General features: G+C 61.5%; 16 protein-coding genes, 3 tRNA genes and 1 riboswitch. Of the genes, 11 read left to right on the forward strand and 8 right to left on the reverse strand.

Going from position 1 to position 19,004, the window contains the following annotated elements; genetic code table 11:
- Window positions 1–15: 15 nt before the first annotated feature.
- Entirely contained in the window at window positions 16–318 is a 303-nt protein-coding gene (locus FQ746_RS22490; protein WP_144111842.1) for a hypothetical protein, read from the reverse strand.
- A 62-nt stretch (window positions 319–380) separates the two neighbouring features.
- A riboswitch (yybP-ykoY riboswitch) is annotated at window positions 381–532 on the forward strand.
- Window positions 533–610: 78 nt separating this feature from the next.
- On the opposite strand from FQ746_RS22490, the gene FQ746_RS22495 reads away from it, so the two are divergent.
- Entirely contained in the window at window positions 611–1,183 is a 573-nt protein-coding gene (locus tag FQ746_RS22495) for a TMEM165/GDT1 family protein (protein ID WP_144111843.1), read from the forward strand.
- A 123-nt stretch (window positions 1,184–1,306) separates the two neighbouring features.
- On the opposite strand, the gene FQ746_RS22500 is transcribed toward FQ746_RS22495, so the two are convergent.
- Window positions 1,307–1,996: a DUF4136 domain-containing protein gene (locus tag FQ746_RS22500; RefSeq protein WP_144111844.1), complete on the reverse strand. Its 690-nt coding sequence runs from the start codon at window positions 1,994–1,996 to the stop codon at window positions 1,307–1,309.
- Window positions 1,997–2,222: 226 nt separating this feature from the next.
- Between FQ746_RS22500 and pepN the strand changes: the two genes are divergently transcribed.
- The 3 genes from pepN to FQ746_RS22515 all read left to right on the forward strand — a co-directional run bounded on the left by pepN (window position 2,223) and on the right by FQ746_RS22515 (window position 6,401).
- On the forward strand, window positions 2,223–4,922 hold the full coding sequence (pepN, locus tag FQ746_RS22505) for an aminopeptidase N (RefSeq protein WP_144111845.1): 2,700 nt from the start codon (window positions 2,223–2,225) through the stop codon (window positions 4,920–4,922).
- A 331-nt stretch (window positions 4,923–5,253) separates the two neighbouring features.
- On the forward strand, window positions 5,254–6,270 hold the full coding sequence (locus FQ746_RS22510) for a class 1 fructose-bisphosphatase (protein ID WP_144111846.1): 1,017 nt from the start codon (window positions 5,254–5,256) through the stop codon (window positions 6,268–6,270).
- A 55-nt stretch (window positions 6,271–6,325) separates the two neighbouring features.
- Window positions 6,326–6,401: transfer RNA gene (locus FQ746_RS22515), tRNA-Thr, on the forward strand.
- 99 nt (window positions 6,402–6,500) lie between these two features.
- On the opposite strand, the gene FQ746_RS22520 is transcribed toward FQ746_RS22515, so the two are convergent.
- On the reverse strand, window positions 6,501–6,680 hold the full coding sequence (locus FQ746_RS22520; protein ID WP_144111847.1) for a hypothetical protein: 180 nt from the start codon (window positions 6,678–6,680) through the stop codon (window positions 6,501–6,503).
- A 173-nt stretch (window positions 6,681–6,853) separates the two neighbouring features.
- Here FQ746_RS22520 and FQ746_RS22525 point away from each other — a divergent pair, with 173 nt between their 5' ends.
- From FQ746_RS22525 to FQ746_RS22530, 3 genes are all read left to right on the forward strand, one after another.
- Window positions 6,854–9,535: an excinuclease ABC subunit UvrA gene (locus tag FQ746_RS22525; RefSeq protein WP_144111848.1), complete on the forward strand. Its 2,682-nt coding sequence runs from the start codon at window positions 6,854–6,856 to the stop codon at window positions 9,533–9,535.
- A 485-nt stretch (window positions 9,536–10,020) separates the two neighbouring features.
- Window positions 10,021–10,170: a hypothetical protein gene (locus FQ746_RS34850; RefSeq protein ID WP_186310810.1), complete on the forward strand. Its 150-nt coding sequence runs from the start codon at window positions 10,021–10,023 to the stop codon at window positions 10,168–10,170.
- Between the two features lie 249 nt (window positions 10,171–10,419).
- On the forward strand, window positions 10,420–11,025 hold the full coding sequence (locus FQ746_RS22530; protein ID WP_144111849.1) for a chorismate mutase: 606 nt from the start codon (window positions 10,420–10,422) through the stop codon (window positions 11,023–11,025).
- Between the two features lie 29 nt (window positions 11,026–11,054).
- Here FQ746_RS22530 and FQ746_RS22535 read toward each other — a convergent pair whose 3' ends face one another.
- Window positions 11,055–12,206, reverse strand: coding sequence for an exonuclease domain-containing protein (locus FQ746_RS22535; RefSeq protein WP_144111850.1), 1,152 nt, complete (start codon window positions 12,204–12,206; stop codon window positions 11,055–11,057).
- A gap of 365 nt (window positions 12,207–12,571) precedes the next feature.
- Here FQ746_RS22535 and FQ746_RS22540 point away from each other — a divergent pair, with 365 nt between their 5' ends.
- Both FQ746_RS22540 and FQ746_RS22545 read left to right on the forward strand, forming a co-directional pair.
- Window positions 12,572–12,811, forward strand: a complete 240-nt coding sequence (locus FQ746_RS22540; RefSeq protein WP_409932421.1) for a hypothetical protein — start codon at window positions 12,572–12,574, stop codon at window positions 12,809–12,811.
- A 536-nt stretch (window positions 12,812–13,347) separates the two neighbouring features.
- The gene (locus tag FQ746_RS22545) at window positions 13,348–14,493 is read left to right on the forward strand and encodes a porin (RefSeq protein ID WP_144111852.1); all 1,146 of its coding nucleotides are present in this window, start codon (window positions 13,348–13,350) and stop codon (window positions 14,491–14,493) included.
- 92 nt (window positions 14,494–14,585) lie between these two features.
- Here the strand turns inward: FQ746_RS22545 and greB are convergent, their stop codons facing one another.
- Window positions 14,586–15,155, reverse strand: coding sequence for a transcription elongation factor GreB (greB, locus tag FQ746_RS22550; RefSeq protein ID WP_144111853.1), 570 nt, complete (start codon window positions 15,153–15,155; stop codon window positions 14,586–14,588).
- Between the two features lie 128 nt (window positions 15,156–15,283).
- On the opposite strand from greB, the gene FQ746_RS22555 reads away from it, so the two are divergent.
- Together FQ746_RS22555 and FQ746_RS22560 are read left to right on the forward strand one after the other, a co-directional pair.
- A tRNA-Arg gene (locus FQ746_RS22555) sits at window positions 15,284–15,360 on the forward strand.
- A gap of 121 nt (window positions 15,361–15,481) precedes the next feature.
- Window positions 15,482–15,558, forward strand: a tRNA-Arg gene (locus FQ746_RS22560).
- 51 nt (window positions 15,559–15,609) lie between these two features.
- Here FQ746_RS22560 and FQ746_RS22565 read toward each other — a convergent pair.
- From FQ746_RS22565 to rpoZ, 3 genes are all read right to left on the reverse strand, one after another.
- Window positions 15,610–16,098, reverse strand: coding sequence for a phage protein NinX family protein (locus tag FQ746_RS22565; protein ID WP_144111854.1), 489 nt, complete (start codon window positions 16,096–16,098; stop codon window positions 15,610–15,612).
- A 161-nt stretch (window positions 16,099–16,259) separates the two neighbouring features.
- The gene (locus FQ746_RS22570; RefSeq protein ID WP_144111855.1) at window positions 16,260–18,617 is read right to left on the reverse strand and encodes a RelA/SpoT family protein; all 2,358 of its coding nucleotides are present in this window, start codon (window positions 18,615–18,617) and stop codon (window positions 16,260–16,262) included.
- Between the two features lie 140 nt (window positions 18,618–18,757).
- Window positions 18,758–18,961, reverse strand: a complete 204-nt coding sequence (gene rpoZ / locus FQ746_RS22575; protein WP_006025620.1) for a DNA-directed RNA polymerase subunit omega — start codon at window positions 18,959–18,961, stop codon at window positions 18,758–18,760.
- Window positions 18,962–19,004: the final 43 nt, after the last annotated feature.

The following is a 19,004-nucleotide window of genomic DNA, read 5'->3' on the forward strand; positions in this document are numbered from 1 at the left end:
TCTTCTTAAGTGGCTTTAGCGAATAACGGCACCCGCCCCGGAAGATGAAGCCGTCGGCAGCAATTTAGTCTGTTGGATTCGCGCGGGCTCCCTCGGGGTGGCGGAATCATACTGAATATTCTCGATTAAATCAGCCAGAAAAGACGTATCCGTCTGTATCCGGCCGGCCGGCTGGTCGACCCGTTCCAGCGCCTTGGGCAGGCTCGCCGGCCTCTGGACGACGCCATACTCACCGGCGCCGGCGCGCCGGCCATCGTTGCCGATTCGCCTCTCCTCCGCTTTCCGCACAGGTTGAACAATTGTTTCGGTTCGAAACATATGTGGCCCCTGACAGACTCTGCCTGCCCCATTCCGGCCCTGTGCGCCTTGCCTGCTATACTCCGTCCCTCATTGGGGAGTAGCCGCCCCGCGGCACGTCCGCTCCGCTGCCACGCGGGGCGTCGCATGTGCGACAAACGCGGGGGCGCCTGTCAACAGACTTGGCCTGCATGGCCATGGCAGCCGCAGCCTCTGGCCTGGCGAGACCGATGATCCACACGCGCCGTCACTGGGCCCGGCGTGCCGTGGATCGTCGCTCGCTCATCTCTCGGCCCCGGGAAAACAACGCAACGTGGATCACGCCTTTCTTATTTCGACCGGGGCAGTCGCGCTCGCCGAGATCGGCGACAAGACGCAACTGCTGTCGCTCGTCCTCGCAGCCCGCTACCGCAAGCCGGTGCCGATCATCCTCGGCGTGCTCGCCGCGACCCTCGTCAATCACGCCTGCGCCGGCGCGCTCGGCGCCTGGCTCGGCTCGCTGCTGACGCCGACCGTCATGCGCTGGGCACTGGCCGTGTCGTTCATCGGCATGGGCTTGTGGATTCTGGTCCCCGACAAATTCGACGACGACGACGCCGACACCAGCCGCACGCACTTCGGTGTATTCGGCGCGACCGTCGTGACGTTCTTTCTCGCGGAAATGGGCGACAAGACGCAAATTGCGACGGTCGCCCTCGCCGCGCGTTTTCACGACTTCTTCGGGGTGGTGGGCGGCACGACGCTCGGCATGATGATCGCGAACGTGCCGGCGATCCTGCTCGGCGACCGCTTCGCGCATCGTCTGCCGACCAGGGTCGTGCATGGCATCGCGGCGGTGATGTTCGTGATCCTCGGGGCGATGGCGCTGTTCGGCGTGGGGGTTTGAGTCGCCGGTTCGGGTAGCCGCGTTCGTGCATCCGGTCTCGCATCGCGCATGAAAGAAAACGGCCCGGCAGGGATGACCTGCCGGGCCGTTTTTAATGCTGCGGAGTTCCCGTCGATGCGACGCTTATTGCGCAGCGGGAGCGGACGCCGGCGTGGCACTGCCGGCGCCGACCTCATTGCCGGCGCCACTGTTCTTGTCGAGCGGGAATCTCACCGTATGCACGACGCCGTTGCCCAGCGGGAAATCGGCCAGCGCGCTGCGCGCCAGATACGGCATGGCCCGCACCAGCGAAGACTCGCCGCCCGAATTGCGCGCGGTCACGTTATAGACTTCCTTGCCGCTAACCCGCTCCGTGATCCGCACGCCCAGCAGGTGCGTGAAGATCGGGTAACTCTCGTTCATATAAGCCATCGGCGCCGGGCCCCACGGACCCCAGGGCCCCCACGGATCGAACGCGCCGCGACCCCAGTAAGGCGCCGGCCACGGGTTGTAATAGACCGGCTGGGCCACCGTCACCATGTCGGAGCGGATTCCGTACGACAGCCCGACCAGATAATGCGCCTGCGAGGTATCGACCTGACGGAATGCGTGTGCGGCCAGCTCGTTGCCCACCAGGCGCTCGTAAGTACTGAGTTCGAGATTGTTCTGCTGATCGTCGGCCCGCGTGAACGCATAGGTGCGGGTGGCGTCGCTGCCGCTCCAGTCCGAAAACGCCGTGACCTGCGTGGTCACGTAAGTCGTACAGCCGGACAGCAACACCGTCAGCGCCGCGATGAACAGCGTGGCGCGACGGGTCCATCGATCGAAAGTCATGGTCTTCCTCGTTAAACGTGCAGTGTTTGGCTTTTCTGGCTATCGGCGCGTAGTCGTGGTCGTAGTCGTGGCGATCGTCGCGACCGGGCGTCCGATAATACGCTGACCGGTCGATTCGGTAAAAAGTTCAGCCCGCACGATCGGCCGAGGCTTTGTACAATGGCCCGACCAGCCCGGCTCACGCGCTTGCGCGCCGGCCGACTCGAGTCCATTCCTATAGAACGCCATGGCCGATACCGCAACGCCCAATGTGATCCGCCGCGCCGACTACGCGCCGCCCGCCTTCCTGATCGACACCGTCGCACTGGAGTTCGATCTGGTCCCAGAACGCACGGTCGTCAAGAACACCATGCGCGTGCGCCGCAATCCGGACGCCGTCCGCGCCACGCAACTGGAACTGATGGGCGAACAACTGGAGTTCGTCAGCGCGGCCATCGACGCTCAGCCGTTCACCCGCACCCACGCTCACGAGCACGGCCTGACGCTCGACGACGTGCCCGACGACTTCGAACTCACGCTCACCAGCGTGTGCAATCCGGCGGCCAACACCACGCTGTCCGGTCTGTATGTTTCCAGCGGCAACTTCTTCACGCAGTGCGAGGCGGAAGGCTTTCGCCGCATCACGTATTTCCTCGATCGCCCGGACGTGATGGCGACCTTCACGGTCACCCTGCGCGCGAGCAAAGCCGACTACCCGGTGCTGCTGTCCAACGGCAATCTGCTCGAAGAAGGCGATTTGCCGGATGGCCGTCACTTCGCGCGCTGGGAAGACCCGTTCAGAAAACCAAGTTATCTGTTCGCGCTGGTCGCGGGCAAGCTGGTCGCGCTGGAAGAGCGAGTCAAGACCGGTTCGGGTAAGGAGAAGCTGTTGCAGGTGTGGGTCGAGCCGCACGATCTGGACAAGACCCGTCACGCCATGGACTCGCTGATCAACTCGATCAACTGGGACGAAAAGCGTTTCGGGCTCGAACTGGATCTGGACCGCTTCATGATCGTCGCCGTGAGCGACTTCAACATGGGCGCGATGGAGAACAAAGGGCTCAACGTCTTCAACACGAAGTACGTGCTGGCGAACCCCGAAACCGCGACCGACACCGACTTCGCCAACATCGAGGCGGTGGTCGGCCACGAGTATTTCCATAACTGGACCGGCAATCGCGTGACCTGTCGCGACTGGTTCCAGCTGAGCCTGAAAGAAGGTCTCACGGTGTTCCGCGATCAGGAATTCTCCGCGGACATGGCCGGCGGCGAAACCGACGAAGCCGCGCGCGCCACCAAGCGGATCGAAGACGTGCGCGTCCTGCGGCAGATGCAGTTCGCGGAAGACGCGGGTCCGATGGCGCATCCGGTGCGCCCGGAAAGCTATGCCGAGATCAACAACTTCTACACGATGACCGTCTACGAGAAAGGCTCGGAAGTCGTGCGGATGTACCAGACGATGTTCGGCCGCGACGGTTTTCGCAAGGGCATGGACCTGTACTTCGAGCGTCACGACGGCCAGGCGGTGACCTGCGACGATTTCCGTCACGCGCTCGCCGACGCGAACGGTCGCGATCTCGCACAGTTCGAACGCTGGTACAGCCAGGCCGGCACGCCGCGCGTGTCCGTGCGCACGGCTTACGACGCCGCGCAGAAACGCTACCGCGTGACGCTCACGCAGGGCTATGGCGAGAACACGCCGGCCGCGGCGCGCGCAACCCAGAAGGGACCGCTGCCGATTCCGTTCGCCATCGGCCTGATCGGCAAGGACGGCGCCGATCTGCCGTTGCAACTCGACGGCGAAGCCGCTTCCGGCGACGCCACCACGCGCGTGCTCGAGTTCACGCAGACCGAACAGACCTTCACGTTCGTCGATGTTGCAGAGGAACCGGTGCCGTCGCTGCTGCGCAATTTCTCGGCGCCGGTGATCGTCGAATACGAGTATTCGGCCGACCAGCTGGCGTTCCTGCTCGCGCACGATAGCGATCCGTTCAACCGTTGGGAAGCCGGCCAGCGACTGGCCACGCGCGAATTGCTGACGCTCGCGGGGCGCGCCGCCACTGGCGTGCCATTGCAACTGGACGACTCCGTGGTGTCGGCGTTTGCGCGCGTGCTCGAGGACGAAACGCTGTCGCCCGCGTTCCGCGAGCTGGCGTTGATGCTGCCTTCGGAAGCATATCTGGCCGAGCAGATGGCCGAATCGAATCCGGCCGCCGTGCATGCCGCGCGGCAGTTCGTGCGCAAGCGGCTCGCTAACGCGTTGAAGAGCGACTGGCTGAAGGTCTACGAGCAACATCGCACGCCCGGCGCTTATGAGGCGACGCCGGAGGCATCGGGCCATCGCGCGCTGAAGAATCTCGCGCTGTCGTATCTCGCGGAACTCGACGATCCGGCCGACGCCGTCCGGCTTGCCGCCGCACAATACGACGCCGCCAACAACATGACCGATCGCTCGGCGGCGCTGTCGGCGCTGCTGAATGCATCGGCGGCCAACGGCGGTAGCCCCGAGGCGCAGCACGCACTGGACGACTTCTACCAGCGCTTCGAGAAAGAGCCGCTAGTCATCGACAAATGGTTCGCGTTGCAGGCGACCCAGCGTGGCAGCGCGGAGCGTCCGGTCATCGGGATCGTCCGCAAGCTGATGGCGCACCCGGCGTTCAATCTGAAAAACCCGAATCGCGCGCGCTCGCTGATTTTCAGCTTCTGCGCGGCAAATCCGGCGCAGTTCCACGCCGCCGATGGTTCGGGTTATGCGTTCTGGGCCGAGCAGGTTATTGCACTCGACGCGATCAATCCGCAAGTGGCCGCGCGCCTCGCCCGCTCGCTCGAATTGTGGCGCCGCTTCACGCCGGTCCAGCGCGACGGCATGCGTGCCGCGCTGGAAAAAGTCGCCCCGCAAGTGAAATCGCGCGATGTCCGCGAGATCGTGCAGAAGGCACTGGCATAAGACGTTTTTCAGCTCTTGAGTAGTCGAAAGCCGGCACGCGATGCCGGCTTTTTTTCGTTTTGACTTTGTGAGAATGCAACTCGCGTTAGCCATTCGGCCGACTGGTGCAAGCGCGCCATTTCTGCCGACACCGCGTTGCGCCTCGAACGCTACTTCGGCGCGGGTGCGCCGCGGCCCAGGCGGTCAGCCTCAGCGGCATGGTCGCGGCCGGCAAGGGGCGGCGCAAAGCGCGACTTGGCGTGGACATGCGTCGTTCCGTGCGTAAAAGCGCGGAGCCGACACAGTGAGCGGTTAAAATCGAGAAATTCCTCAAGTCTCCCGGAGTACAGCAATGGCTTTGCAACGTCGTACCACTCTCACGAAGTATCTGATCGAGCAGCAGCGCGAGACCAACAACCTGCCGGCCGATCTGCGTCTGTTGATCGAAGTCGTCGCACGCGCTTGCAAAGCGATCAGCTATCACGTCAGCAAAGGCGCGCTCGGCGATGCGCTTGGCACCGCAGGCAGCGAGAACGTCCAGGGCGAAGTGCAGAAGAAGCTCGACATCCTGTCGAACGAAATCCTGCTCGAAGCGAATGAATGGGGCGGCAACCTGGCCGGCATGGCTTCCGAGGAAATGGAACAGTTCTTCCCGATCCCGGCCAACTATCCGAAGGGCGAGTATCTGCTGGTGTTCGACCCGCTCGACGGCTCGTCGAATATCGACGTGAACGTGTCCATCGGCACGATCTTTTCGGTGCTGCGTTGCCCTGACGGTCAGCAGCCTACCGAACAGTCGTTCCTGCAACCGGGCACGCAGCAGGTCGCGGCAGGCTATGCGGTGTACGGCCCGCAAACCGTACTGGTTCTGACAACCGGCAATGGCGTGAACTGCTTCACGCTCGACCGCGAACTGGGGTCGTGGGTGCTCACGCAAAGCGACATGCGCATTCCCGTCGAAACCCGCGAATACGCAATCAACTCGTCGAACGAACGTCACTGGTATCCGCCGGTCGAGCAGTACGTCGGCGAGTTGAAGGCCGGCAAGGACGGTCCGCGTCAAAGCGACTTCAACATGCGCTGGATCGCGTCGATGGTGGCCGACGTGCACCGTATCCTGAACCGCGGTGGCGTGTTCATGTACCCGGCCGACAAGCGCACGCCCGACAAGCCCGGCAAGCTGCGTCTCATGTACGAAGCGAACCCGATGGCGTTCATCGTCGAGCAGGCGGGCGGCGCCGCGACGAACGGCGAGAAGCGCATTCTCGATATTCAGCCGAAAGCGTTGCACGAACGTGTCGCCGTGTTCCTTGGTTCGAAGAACGAGGTCGACCGCGTCACCCGCTACCATCTCGAAGCAAAAAAGTGAGTTGAGGGGCTTGCCAAGTTCCTAAAGAACTCCCTATAATCTCGTTTCTCCTGATGCCGGAATAGCTCAGACGGTAGAGCAGCGCATTCGTAATGCGAAGGTCGGGGGTTCGATTCCTCTTTCCGGCACCACAAGATTTAAACAAAAAGCCCAGTCCTTGCGACTGGGCTTTTTGCTTTTCTTTTCAATTTTCTGCGGCGCTATCTGTGGCGCGATTCTGCCAGGCGCGCTTAAGGCGCTGTCTTCAAAAGATTGCGAGCGATCACAGGATCGGCGACCAGAGCGCCGTTATCGACCTGCGGACGACCATAAGCGGCAATGGCCTCTTGCGGCGCCGAAGTGAACCACAAAATCCGGCCGGCGGATTCGATTCCGACTTGACGCCCATTCCAGTAGACGGCGTTTTCCATGAGCAACTCTCCGTGAGACGAAGATTGTTATCTTCCGCGCTACCGGCTAGCGTTCCGTTGGCCAGCGCACGATAAAAAACACACGGCAACGTTTCCGACCCGGGCATGCTACGTGCAAACCCATCGGCATCATCTTCATCCGACGGGCCACGCGCCGTCATCGATCGACTGCCATGGACGCCACTCGCCGCAAAGCCCACACGACCTCAACGCTCACCGACGCGCCCTCGCCTACCGGCTTCGTGCGCGTGCGCGGCGCGCGCGAACACAACCTGAAGAACGTCGACGTACAGATTCCGCGCGACGCGCTGGTCGTATTCACCGGCGTGTCGGGCTCGGGCAAATCGTCGCTGGCGTTCGGCACCTTGTATGCCGAAGCACAGCGGCGGTACTTCGAATCCGTCGCGCCCTACGCAAGACGTCTGATCGACCAGGTCGGCGTGCCGGAGGTCGATGCGATCGAAGGCTTGCCGCCGGCCGTCGCTCTGCAGCAGCAACGCGGCACGCCGAGCGCACGGTCTTCGGTCGGCAGCGTGACGACCTTGTCGAGCCTCGTGCGCATGCTCTATTCGCGCACCGGCGACTATCCGCCCAAACAGGCGATGCTGTTCGCCGAAGATTTTTCGCCCAATACCGTGCAAGGCGCATGTCCGACCTGCCACGGACTCGGTCGCGTGTATGAAGTCACCGAACGCTCGATGGTCCCGGACGATTCACTGACCATCCGCGAGCGCGCCATCGCCGCGTGGCCGCCTGCCTGGCATGGACAGAATCTGCGCGACATCCTGGTGACGCTCGGCTACGACGTCGACACGCCCTGGCGCGACCTGCCGAAGAAAGACCGCGACTGGATTCTGTTTACCGACGAACAGCCGACCGTGCCCGTGTACGCCGGATTCACGCCGAAGGAAACCCGCGCCGCACTGAAGCGCAAGGACGAGCCCAGCTATCAGGGGACTTTCACCGGCGCACGTCGCTACGTGTTGCATACGTTCGCGAACACCCAGAGCGCGTTGATGAAGAAGCGCGTCTCTCAGTACATGGTCGGCAGCGTCTGTTCGACCTGTCACGGCAAACGACTCAAGAAGGAAGCGCTGTCGGTCCTTTTCGCCGGACTCGATATCGGCGAGTTCTCACAGTTGCCGATTGCCACGCTCGCCGCCACGCTCGAGCCGATCGCGCGCGGCGAATGGCCGGCCTCCACCGCGACGATGCCGGCGAAGGGCGGCGTGCTCGATCGTCACGCGAGACAAACTGCGGTGGACAAACGGGTTGCCGCGGGCGGCTCGGCGCACCGCGCGTCGCCCGACGTGAGGCGCACGCCGAATCTGTCCGCTGAGAAACTCGTCGCGGCCCAGCGCATCGCAGCTGAATTGCTGGAGCGGCTCACCACGTTGATCGACCTCGGTCTCGGTTATCTCGCGCTCGAACGCAGCACGCCGACGCTGTCGTCGGGCGAATTGCAGCGGCTGAGGCTGGCGACGCAGTTGTCGTCGCAACTATTCGGCGTCGTCTATGTACTCGACGAGCCATCGGCCGGCCTGCATCCCGCCGATGGCGAGGCGTTGTTCAGCGCGTTGCAGGAATTGAAGGCGGCGGGCAATTCGCTGTTCGTCGTCGAACACGATCTGGAGACGATGCGGCGTGCCGACTGGCTCGTCGATGTCGGGCCGGCAGCGGGCGAGGCAGGCGGACATATCGTGTATAGCGGGCCGCCTGCGGGACTCGAGCAGGTCGAGGCGTCGGAGACGCGTAAGCATCTGTTCGCGTCGGCGTCAGCGCGCGAGGCGCGTCAGCCACGTGAGCCGGCAGGTTGGCTCAAGCTCGCGGACATCACACGCAACAATTTGCGTGGCGTGAACGTCGCGTTTCCACTTGGCTGCCTGACGGCCGTGACGGGCGTGTCGGGCTCGGGGAAGTCTAGCCTCGTGAGTCAGGCGTTGCCCGAACTGGTCGCGCACGGCTTGGGAAAAACTTTCGACACGAACGACGAAGACGAGCAGGACCCGCTGCTCGCCACGGCGACGGTGCCGACCGGCGGCCATATCGCAGAAGGCATGGACGCGCTTCGCCGTCTCGTGCGCGTCGACCAGAAGCCGATTGGACGCACGCCGCGCTCCAATCTCGCGACGTACACCGGGCTGTTCGACCACGTGCGCAAGCTGTTCGCCGATACGCCGCTTGCGCGCAAGCGTCGCTATGGCGCGGGCCGGTTTTCATTCAACGTTGCGCAAGGACGCTGTCCGACCTGCGAAGGCGAAGGATTCGTCAGCGTGGAGCTGCTGTTCCTGCCGAGTGTGTATGCGCCCTGCTCGACCTGTCATGGCAGCCGGTATAACGCAGAGACGCTGGAGGTGACATGGCGCGATAAGACCATCGCCGACGTGCTAAATCTGACCGTCGACGCCGCCTGCAATTTCTTTGCTGGTGAAGTCAGCGTGATGCGTGCGCTGAGTGTGCTGCGCGACATCGGTCTAGGTTATTTGCGGCTCGGCCAGCCCGCCACCGAGTTGTCAGGCGGCGAGGCGCAGCGCATCAAGCTCGCGACGGAACTGCAGCGTGCGCAGCGTGGCGACACGCTGTATATCCTCGATGAACCGACTACGGGGCTGCATCCCGCGGACGTCGACCGCTTGATGGTGCAACTTCAGGGGCTCGTCGACGCCGGCAACACCGTGGTCGTGGTCGAGCACGACATGCGGGTGGCCGCGCAAAGCGATTGGATCATCGACGTGGGTCCGGGTGCGGGCGATGCCGGCGGCACCATCGTCGCGAGCGGCCGGCCCGCCGAAGTTGCGCTCGCTGCGGACAGCCGTACGGCGAACTATCTGCGGCCGAAGCTGAACATTCAGTGATTTCCAGTCAGTGCGGATCCACACACACCGTACGCAAATTAAAAAGTTCTTTTACTCGTCAACGAATCGAGCTTCTGAATCGTTTACGAAAAATTAAGCTCGACTTTGCTGTCGGTTTTGAATAGATCGGTAATTCACACTCGACAGGTATATAGACGAAGAAAATCCTTCCGATGCGGCAGCGCACAAATCACCGATGATCTTTTTGTGTCGACGCGAAGGGTTTCTCCACTCTGCTCCGATTAGCGGGTAGAAGTCGGAAAGCCCGATGTATCAAGGCTGATTGAGCGTTCGTGGAGGATCTATGACTCGCAAAACGGTCGCAATTCACACGAACTGTCGCCGAAGACCCGAAGAATTTTATTAAAACAAATTGAATGAAAGTCGGCCTGTGCCGTTAAAGCAACAAAGAACCCGACGCTCACAATGGGCGCTGGTCTAAAACGGGGACCGAGGCAGATAATCGGTCAGTCAAGGAGAAAATCATGGATGCAAAACCAACGAAGATTCCGACCCCGGATAAAGTTTTCTGCCCGGATCCGGAACCCGCTGGCGTCGAATTTTTAGGTGCGGAACTGCCTGAGCATGTCCGCGCCTTCTTCGACGAGCAACGTAAGTCTTGCGAGCCGAAGTAATCAGCCGTCTTCGCACCGCAGCAATGACAAGCCGGGCCGCGCGTTATGCGCACGGCCCGGCTTGTTTGCGTCCGCACGTTTGGTCGACCGCTAGCTGACCTCGACTACTAGCTGACCTTTAGTTGACATCCATTTGACCTTTAGTCGACCCTGACCGGCGCGTCGCTTCAATCACGCGCTTTCGCACATACCGGGCCCAGGTCGGTTAGCCTTCTATCCTTCCTCACACCCCTCGGTTACCCAGCTTCCATGAATCGTTCGTTTCGCGTCGCCGCTTCCTGCGCGCTCGTGTCATTTGCCGCGCTTGCCACCTTCACGCTCACACCAGCTATTGCCTATGCCGATGGTGACGACACCGCCCTGACCAATCTGGTCGCGCTGGCGGCGCAGCGCCTCGCGCTCGCGGAACCGGTGGCACGCTGGAAGTGGGCTAACCACAAACCCATCACCGATACGCCGCGCGAAAACGAACTGTTGACGGATGTGGGTAAGCGCGCGGCGGCGGCCAATCTCGATCCAGCATTCGCGCGGGCTTTTTTCCGCGATCAGATCGACGCCGGCAAGGAAATACAGCAGGCGCTGTTCGACCGATGGCACAGCGCGCAGCCACCCGAAGGGTCGCCGCCTGACCTCGCTATCGGCACCCGGCCGCAACTGGATCGACTCACGCAATCGCTGATCGCGGGCCTCACGCGGGTGCAAGCTTTGCGGGAGACACCGGATTGTCCGTCGCGGGTTGCGCAGTCGCTGGCCAACTGGCAATCGTTGACCCGCTATGACTCGACGCAGACGAAAGCGTTGACGCACGCGCTTCAGCACGTCTGCGAATCGGGCGGTGTAGGCGCGACCGGCTAGCGCGCAGTCGCGATATCAGAAAGAAGCGATCAGGCGAGGCTCGGTGACGCCGCGCCGATCGACAGGCTCAACGGCATCACGCGCAAACCCCGTGAGAGATGGCTTTGCAACAGGCGAAACGTGGCGAGCTCGAATAATCCGACGACGCTCGATGCATGCAACTCGGCGGCCTGCCCGAGCGAAGGCGCGTGGCCGAGATAGCACCAGCGATCGACGACGTGAAAAGCGCGCGACTGCGACGCCTCCTCGCGCTCCTCGAAAGCAATCGGGCCGTCGAACGGCCACGGCGCCTCCAGCGGATCGCTCTTCGACTTGCGCGGCACGCGGTTGTGGCCGGGGCGCAGCGTGGCTATCCACTGCGCCTCGGCGAGCATGGCGCCCAACTCGCCGCCCGTTGCGCGCCACTCGACGCGTCGCACGAGTTGCGCGAGCCGCACGTCTTTCGACGAGCGGCGCTCGCCGGTCAGATGCGCGCGCAACCGTTGACGCACACGTACGCTGCGTCCGACGTATAGCGGTAGATCCTCTTCGCCATAAAACGCGTACACGCCGCAACCGGCGGGCGCGGTGTCGAGCATTTCTTCCGTGATATCGCCCGCCAGCCGGTAGCGACGCGTGGTGCGCTCGATTTGCGCGCGCAACACCTCCAGCGGCACGAGCCCATGCAGACGCTGCCAGAACTGCCAGATCAGATCGGCATCGGCGAGCGCGCGGTGGCGATCGGACGGAACCAGCGCGTGGCGCTCCACTAGCGCGTCCAGTCCATGACGCTTTTCGGCCGGAAACAGCGCGCGGGAAAGACGCACGGTGCACAGCACGTCCGGATCGAACGCCAGTCCGACGCGGCGGAACTCGCTACGCAGGAATCCGCGATCGAAGCTCGCGTTGTGCGCGATAAACAACTTGCCGTTCAGACGCTCGAAAAGCGCGGGCGCGATCGCGTCGAAAGTCGGCGCGCCGCGCACCATCGCGTTCGTGATACCGGTGAGTTGCTGGATGAACGACGGGATCGGCTGCTGCGGATCGACCAGGCTGCTCCAGCGCGATACGCCGGCCGGCCCGACTTCGACCACGCCGACTTCGGTAATACGGTGCTCGCTGGTCGAGCCGCCGGTAGTTTCGAGATCGACGAAGACAATTGGTACATCCAGCGCCGGTTCCGGCAAAAACTGTTCAGACATGGAGAGGAAGACTTTTGGGCAGATGACTTGGCGGCAAGTATGCACCAGAAGGCTCGTGCTGACGCGGGCTGCGTGGGGGAATCGGCCAGGCGCACGCGCATCTGGCGACGAATGGCAAATCACTTCAAATAGATAATCGGACAAATAAACGACTGGCCACCCGGATCCTGGCATTCAATTCACCCAGTCAGGATTACTCGGACGGATTTAATAGAAACTGATTAATCAGCAATAATTTCTCTTTGCGCCCCGATTAAAATGTAACAAAATCTGATTTTAGTAAGTGTTTGTCCGGGTTGTTGCGCCGCATTATTAACCGCATGATCGCTATTGAAAGGTCCGACGCGCTCAAGGAGATTGCCATGTTGCTCAATCCATTCCGCTACCTTTTCAACCGGCTTACCGCAACGCGGGCGAAATCCGCGCTGGCTGCACCTGCTCCGGCCGCAGCTTCACTCTTTGAATTCGATCCGATGTGGCATGGCGATCACTGGCAAAACCTGCTGTCGTCGCCCATGGACGCCCGTCGCTACGTAATGGAAGACTGGAGCGTTCCGACGCTCGACGAGTGGAGCGAGGCTGCGCGCGCCGTGCCGGCGCACTAGCCCAGCCTCCCAAAGCAAGAACCGCGGACGAAAAAAAAGCGCGACTGGGGAGTCGCGCCGACAAAGGTTTGGAGATCTTTTTCGTCAACGAAAAAGTCCGCTTCGAAAAGCAGAAGCCGCAGTATAAGGGCTTCTGCTTTTTCTATTATTCACACAATTAACAAACATCTATTTCCATCGCGGCAACAATCTTTCTTTTTTTGATTCGTTGCGTTGAAATTTTGCGTCGATTACTGTCGCGAATGAACAACGTCAATCTGTTGACACGCTCGTCAATTCCCCAAGATCAGGCCGAAAGCCTTTATTCATAAGGCTTACACGGCATTTCCCCGCTATTTCTTCTGCTGTAATTCTTTATTGCGAAAATCGGAATATCCGGTTCTCGAGGCGCCTCTCTACACTCTGCCTATCCGGAAACCGCCGCGGCTTTTCAGCGCAGGGCTCGAGCGAATCACTGCATCAGGGCCACCGAAGGTTTCCGCACCGCCTCGGTTCAAACCTCTTGGGTCAATCCCTTTTCGCTTCGGAGTTGCAGAATGAAAAAGACGCTTATCGTTACGGCCCTGACGGGCATCTGTGCAACGGCGGCTCATGCGCAAAGCAGCGTCACGCTGTATGGCCTGATCGACGCCGGCATCACCTACACGAACAATCAGCACGGCCATAGCAACTGGCAGGAGACCAGCGGATCGGTGAACGGCAGCCGCTGGGGCTTGCGCGGATCCGAAGACCTGGGTGGCGGACTCAAGGCCATCTTCACATTGGAAAACGGCTTCGGCATTAACGACGGCACGCTCAAGCAAGGCGGCCGCGAATTTGGCCGTCAGGCATTCGTCGGTCTGGCAAGCGATCAGTTCGGCTCCGTCACGCTCGGCCGTCAATACGACAGCATGGTCGACTACGTGGGCCCGCTGGCGCTGACCGGCACGCAATACGGCGGAACCGAGTTTGCCCATCCGTTCGATAACGACAACCTGAACAACTCGTTCCGCGTCAACAATTCGATCAAATATCAGAGCGTCAACTACGGCGGCCTCAAGTTCGGCGGTCTGTATGGGTTCTCGAATCAGGCTGACGGCTTCGCCAACAACCGCGCGTACAGCGCGGGCGCGTCGTACACCTTCGGCGGATTGAACGTCGCTGCCGCGTACCTGCAATTGAACAGCAACGGCGCAACCGGCGCCGCCGCGGCATTCAACTCGGGTGGCGCGGTGTCGAGCGACAACACGTTCTTCGCCGGTCGTCAGCAAACGTGGGGCGCCGGCGCGAATTACGCGTTCGGCCCGGCAACGGTCGGCGTCGTGTACTCGCAAACCAATCTGTCGAGCCTGGCCGGTATCGGCGCGGGGGCTTCGGGTCAGACGGGAGGCATTGGTTTCGCCGACAACAGCGCGCACTTCCAGAATTTCGAAGCCAACGCCCGCTATGCATTGACGCCGGCAGTCAGCATCGCCGGTTCGTACACGTACACGCGTGCGAGCCTCGCCGGCACGCGTCCGCACTGGAACCAGTTCAACCTGCAAACGGCCTACGCGTTGTCCAAGCGGACGGACGTGTATCTGCAAGGCGAATATCAGCAGCTCAACGAAAACGCGATCGTGGATGCCGATATCAACGGTCTGGGTGCGTCGGGCAACAACAAGCAAATCGCGGTTACCGCAGGTTTGCGTCACCGCTTCTAAGCGACTTCGTAGTCGTGGTATGCAAAGCGCCGCATTGCGGCGCTTTTTTTATTTGCAGATTGTCGCGCGCAGCACGGCTGTCGAAAGCGGATTCACCCGCCGTTATCAGGCGCGGGATATTTGACGTCGAGCAGATCGATGGCCTGCGGTCCAGCCGGTGTGTACAAGGTCACCGAATCGCCGATTTTCGCCTTGAGTAAGGCCCGCGCGATCGGCGAGATCCAGCTCACATAGCCAATGTCCAGATCGACCTCGTCGACACCGACGATCGTCACCGTATGCTCCTCGCCATCTTCGGTTGCGTACTGGACGGTTGCGCCGAAAAACACCTGGTCGACGTTCTCCTGTTTGCTGCTGTCGACGACCTCGGCCAGATCGAGACGCTTGGTCAGGAAGCGGATGCGTCGATCGATTTCACGCAAGCGCCGCTTACCGTAGATGTAGTCGCCGTTTTCGGAGCGATCGCCGTTCGAGGCGGCCCACGAAACGAGCTTGACCACCTCGGGCCGGTCGACGTCGATCAGGCGCAGCAGTTCATCGCGCATGCGGCGGTGGCCGGCAGGCGTAATGTAGTTTTTCGTGCCAGCGGGGATGTCCGGCTGGGCGATGTCGAGATCGTCGTCGTTCTCTTCACTCGACTCTTTGACAAAGGCCTTGTTCATGTTGGTGTGTTGGTCCGTTAGCCGCAGCAAGCGGCTGCCTGTGCAGGGTACACGATCCGGACCGCCAGACAAATCGCGGCGACATGCTTCCCTTTTTCAAAAGCTTTGCTATAATCTCGTTTCTGCGTGCGGCTGTAGCTCAGTTGGATAGAGTACTTGGCTACGAACCAAGGGGTCGTGGGTTCGAATCCTGCCAGCCGCACCACTTATTCGAGGGCCTCCCTCCCGGGAGGCCCTTATGTTTTGCCTAAGTTTCATCCGGATTTATCGCATGCGTGGTTTTAACGGCGCGTGCATCGTTTAAAAAAGCATCACCCGTTTTACGTGCGGCTGTAGCTCAGTTGGATAGAGTACTTGGCTACGAACCAAGGGGTCGTGGGTTCGAATCCTGCCAGCCGCACCACTTATCGAGGGCCTTCCAACCGGAAGGCCCTTTTTGTTTTCCCCGCACGTTTTATCGTGGCGGCGACTGAATATCGCCGATCTGACCATCCGGGCTCGGCAGATCGCCGAGCGGCCCGCCCGCCGATTGCTCGCCAATCGGCTCCGCCTGCTCCCCGACCAACGCCTGCGACTCGCGCAGCACTTCGTCCACCTGGTCGCCAAAGCGGCTCTCGACGAACGCACGCAATAGCGCCACACGCAGCGAATCGCCACGCCCTTCCACTGTCCGATGACCCCCGTCGAATTCCGCGATGCAATGCGCTGCGCCGTGAGCGCTGCGCTCCCGCACTTCGAGACGCTGCGCCCGCTCCAGCACCGAGGCAGCCGCCTCCCAGGAACTGGAGGGCGTAAAGCGACCGTCCCATGCACGTCCGCGATCGTTGCCGCGAACCGAGACGGTTTCGCCGCTATCGGTAAAGTGGATTTCGCGCACGAAATCGTGCAGGCTGCGGGCGACCCAGTAATCGAGCGCCACGCCGGTGAGGTCGGCTACGTTCATCTATGTTCTCCCTGAGGTTCAGGTGAGACTCGCGCGCGGTACCGGCGTTCAGATTCGCGGTGACGAAGATGCCACGCGTGTGCCACGCGTGAACCGCAGGCACGAACCGCCGGCGTAGATCGGAGCAGCAAGCCGCAGATAATCCGCGGCCCACTGCCCTATCAGTAATCGGCGCGTTCGCGATCGATCCGCATGCCGCCGTCGTGCCGATGATGCCCTTCTTCGCTCGGTCGTTCGCGAGCGATCCGCATCACATCGGGATTCGTCCGCACGCGCCGCATGACATTCGCCAGATGAACGCGGTCGCTCACCTGAATGACGAAACGCAACACGGTGGATTCCTGCGACAGGTCTTCGTCCATCGCAATGTGGACGATGTTCGCGTCCGCCGACGTGATGTCGGCTGCCACGCGCGCAAACACGCCCTTGGTATTCTTGACGAGCACCTTGACGGCCACGTCGAACAGACGTCCAGGCTGCGGCGCCCACGCCACGTCGATCCAGCGGCCCGGATCGCGCCGGTGAATGCGTTGTGCGACACGGCAGTCGGTCGTGTGGATGGCCATGCCGAGACCAATGCCGATATAACCCATGATGTCGTCGCCAGGAATCGGACGGCAGCATGCGGACAGCTGCACCGACATACCCTCGGTACCGGTGATGACCACCGGCGGTGCATGCGGTAAGCCGTTTTCGGAACGCGAGCCGTCGTCGTCGGCATCGCGCCCGCTCATCAGCACCTCGATGCGCTTGGCCATGACGGCAGCCACGCGCCGGCCCAAGCCGATGTCCGCGAAAATTTCCTGACGGTTCTTGTTACCCGTCCACTGCACGAGCTTTTCCCACGCTTCCGGCGTGACATCCGACAACGCCAGACCATAACCCTTGAGCGACTGATCTACCAGACGCTCACCGAGTTGAACCGACTCGTTCAGCCGCATGGTCTTCAGATAATGGCGAATCGCCGAGCGCGCCTTGCCGCTGCGCACGAAGCCGAGCCATGCGGGATTCGGCTTCGAATAAGGCGCCGTGATGACTTCGACGATATCGCCGCTCTTCAGCTCGGTCCGCAGCGGCAGCAGTTCGTTGTTGATTTTCACGGCGACGCACTGGTTACCCAGGTCGCTGTGAATCGAATACGCGAAATCGAGAGCGGTGGCGCCGCGCGGCAACGCCATGATTTTCGACTTCGGCGTGAACACGTAGACCGCATCCGGGAACAGATCGATCTTCACGTGTTCGAGGAATTCGCTCGAATCGCCCGCTTCGCTCTGGATGTCGAGCAACGACTTGAGCCACTGATGCGCACGTTTTTGCACGTCGTTCAGGTCGGCGCCGCCGTTCTTGTACAGCCAGTGCGCCGCCACGCCCGCTTCCGCGATCTCGTGCATCTTGCGCGTGCGAACCTGAAACTCGATGGGCGCGCCGAACGGGCCGACCAGCGTGGTATGCAGCGACTGATACCCGTTCACCTTCGGAATGGCGATGTAATCCTTGAACTTGCCCGGCACGGGCTTGTACAACGCATGTAGCGCACCGATGCAGGTGTAGCACTCCAGCGCGCTCTCGACCACCACGCGGAAACCGTACACGTCGAGAACCTGCGAGAACGACAGTTGCTTGTCGCGCATCTTCTTGTAAATGCTGAAGATGGTCTTTTCGCGGCCGGTGACTTCCGCGTCGAGTTTCGCGTCGGCTATCGCGCGCTGCACCGACTCCAGAATCTTGCCGACCACCTCGCGCCGGTTGCCGCGCGCCGCCTTGACGGCTTTTTCGAGCGTGGCGTACCGATGCGGGTTGAAGTTCGCGAAGCTCAGGTCCTGCAGTTCGCGATAGGTGTTGTTCAGGCCGAGACGGTGAGCGATAGGCGCGTAAATGTCGAGCGTCTCGCGCGCCACACGGCGGCGTTTTTCCGGTGGCACGGCGCCGAGTGTGCGCATGTTGTGCAGCCGGTCGGCGAGCTTCACCAGAATGACGCGGACGTCGCGGGCCATCGCCAGCAGCATCTTGCGGAAATTTTCCGCCTGCGCCTCTTCGCGATTTCGAAACTCCATCTTGTCGAGCTTCGACAAGCCGTCGACCAGTTCCGCAACCTTCGCGCCGAATCGCTCGGCGAGTTCGGCCTTGGTCACACCCTGGTCTTCCATCACGTCGTGCAGCAGCGCCGCCATCAACGCCTGGGCGTCGAGGTTCCAGCCGGCGCAGATTTCGGCTACGGCTACCGGGTGCGTGATGTAGGGTTCGCCGCTCTGACGATACTGGCCCAGATGGGCTTCGTCGCTGAAGTGAAACGCTGCCTTGATGTCCTTGATCTCTTCCGGCTGCAGATAGCCGGCGAGGACGGAGGTCAGCTTGGAGATTGAAACGACGTCGTGCCGGCGTGGCTGCTCCGGCGTGGCGGTAGGTCCGAACAGATGTCGAAACGACTGTTCGAGGACCGCGTCGATGTATTTACGTGCTGATGATGGCGAGTCGGCGTCGTGTTCCACTTCCGTGGCGGTGGGCGGGGTCGCACTCATGTTCGCCTCCGTAGCGGTTGGGGTTGGACGCCGTTCGGCACGTTGATGCAATGATCCGGATCGATCACACCGCGCGGTGACTCAGATAAAAGCCAGAAGTGTGGCAAACGCGCGCGGCAACCAATACAGAACGATGTGAATTAAACGGGCACCTTCTTCAACATTTCGACACCGACCTGGCCTGCTGCGATTTCGCGCAGTGCGACGACGGTGGGCTTGTCGCGGCTTTCGATTTTCGGCGTATGACCTTGTGCGAGCTGACGCGCGCGATAGGTTGCAGCAAGTGCGAGTTCGAAACGATTCGGGATCTGTTTGAGGCAGTCTTCGACGGTAATGCGGGCCATGATGGGTTCCTTCTCAGTATGTTGCTTATTCTACCTTATGTGC

It is taken from the genome of Paraburkholderia sp. BCC1886 (genome assembly GCF_900996245.1).
GTDB lineage: Bacteria > Pseudomonadota > Gammaproteobacteria > Burkholderiales > Burkholderiaceae > Paraburkholderia.

Coding starts and splice junctions, on each gene's coding strand:
- FQ746_RS22490 (WP_144111842.1), bottom strand. CDS start 318: ATGTTTCGAACCGAAACAATTGTTCAACCTGTGCGGAAAGCGGAGGAG.
- FQ746_RS22500 (WP_144111844.1), bottom strand. CDS start 1,996: ATGACTTTCGATCGATGGACCCGTCGCGCCACGCTGTTCATCGCGGCG.
- pepN (WP_144111845.1), top strand. CDS start 2,223: ATGGCCGATACCGCAACGCCCAATGTGATCCGCCGCGCCGACTACGCG.
- FQ746_RS22510 (WP_144111846.1), top strand. CDS start 5,254: ATGGCTTTGCAACGTCGTACCACTCTCACGAAGTATCTGATCGAGCAG.
- FQ746_RS22520 (WP_144111847.1), bottom strand. CDS start 6,680: ATGGAAAACGCCGTCTACTGGAATGGGCGTCAAGTCGGAATCGAATCC.
- FQ746_RS22525 (WP_144111848.1), top strand. CDS start 6,854: ATGGACGCCACTCGCCGCAAAGCCCACACGACCTCAACGCTCACCGAC.
- FQ746_RS34850 (WP_186310810.1), top strand. CDS start 10,021: ATGGATGCAAAACCAACGAAGATTCCGACCCCGGATAAAGTTTTCTGC.
- FQ746_RS22530 (WP_144111849.1), top strand. CDS start 10,420: ATGAATCGTTCGTTTCGCGTCGCCGCTTCCTGCGCGCTCGTGTCATTT.
- FQ746_RS22535 (WP_144111850.1), bottom strand. CDS start 12,206: ATGTCTGAACAGTTTTTGCCGGAACCGGCGCTGGATGTACCAATTGTC.
- FQ746_RS22545 (WP_144111852.1), top strand. CDS start 13,348: ATGAAAAAGACGCTTATCGTTACGGCCCTGACGGGCATCTGTGCAACG.
- greB (WP_144111853.1), bottom strand. CDS start 15,155: ATGAACAAGGCCTTTGTCAAAGAGTCGAGTGAAGAGAACGACGACGAT.
- FQ746_RS22565 (WP_144111854.1), bottom strand. CDS start 16,098: ATGAACGTAGCCGACCTCACCGGCGTGGCGCTCGATTACTGGGTCGCC.
- FQ746_RS22570 (WP_144111855.1), bottom strand. CDS start 18,617: ATGAGTGCGACCCCGCCCACCGCCACGGAAGTGGAACACGACGCCGAC.
- rpoZ (WP_006025620.1), bottom strand. CDS start 18,961: ATGGCCCGCATTACCGTCGAAGACTGCCTCAAACAGATCCCGAATCGT.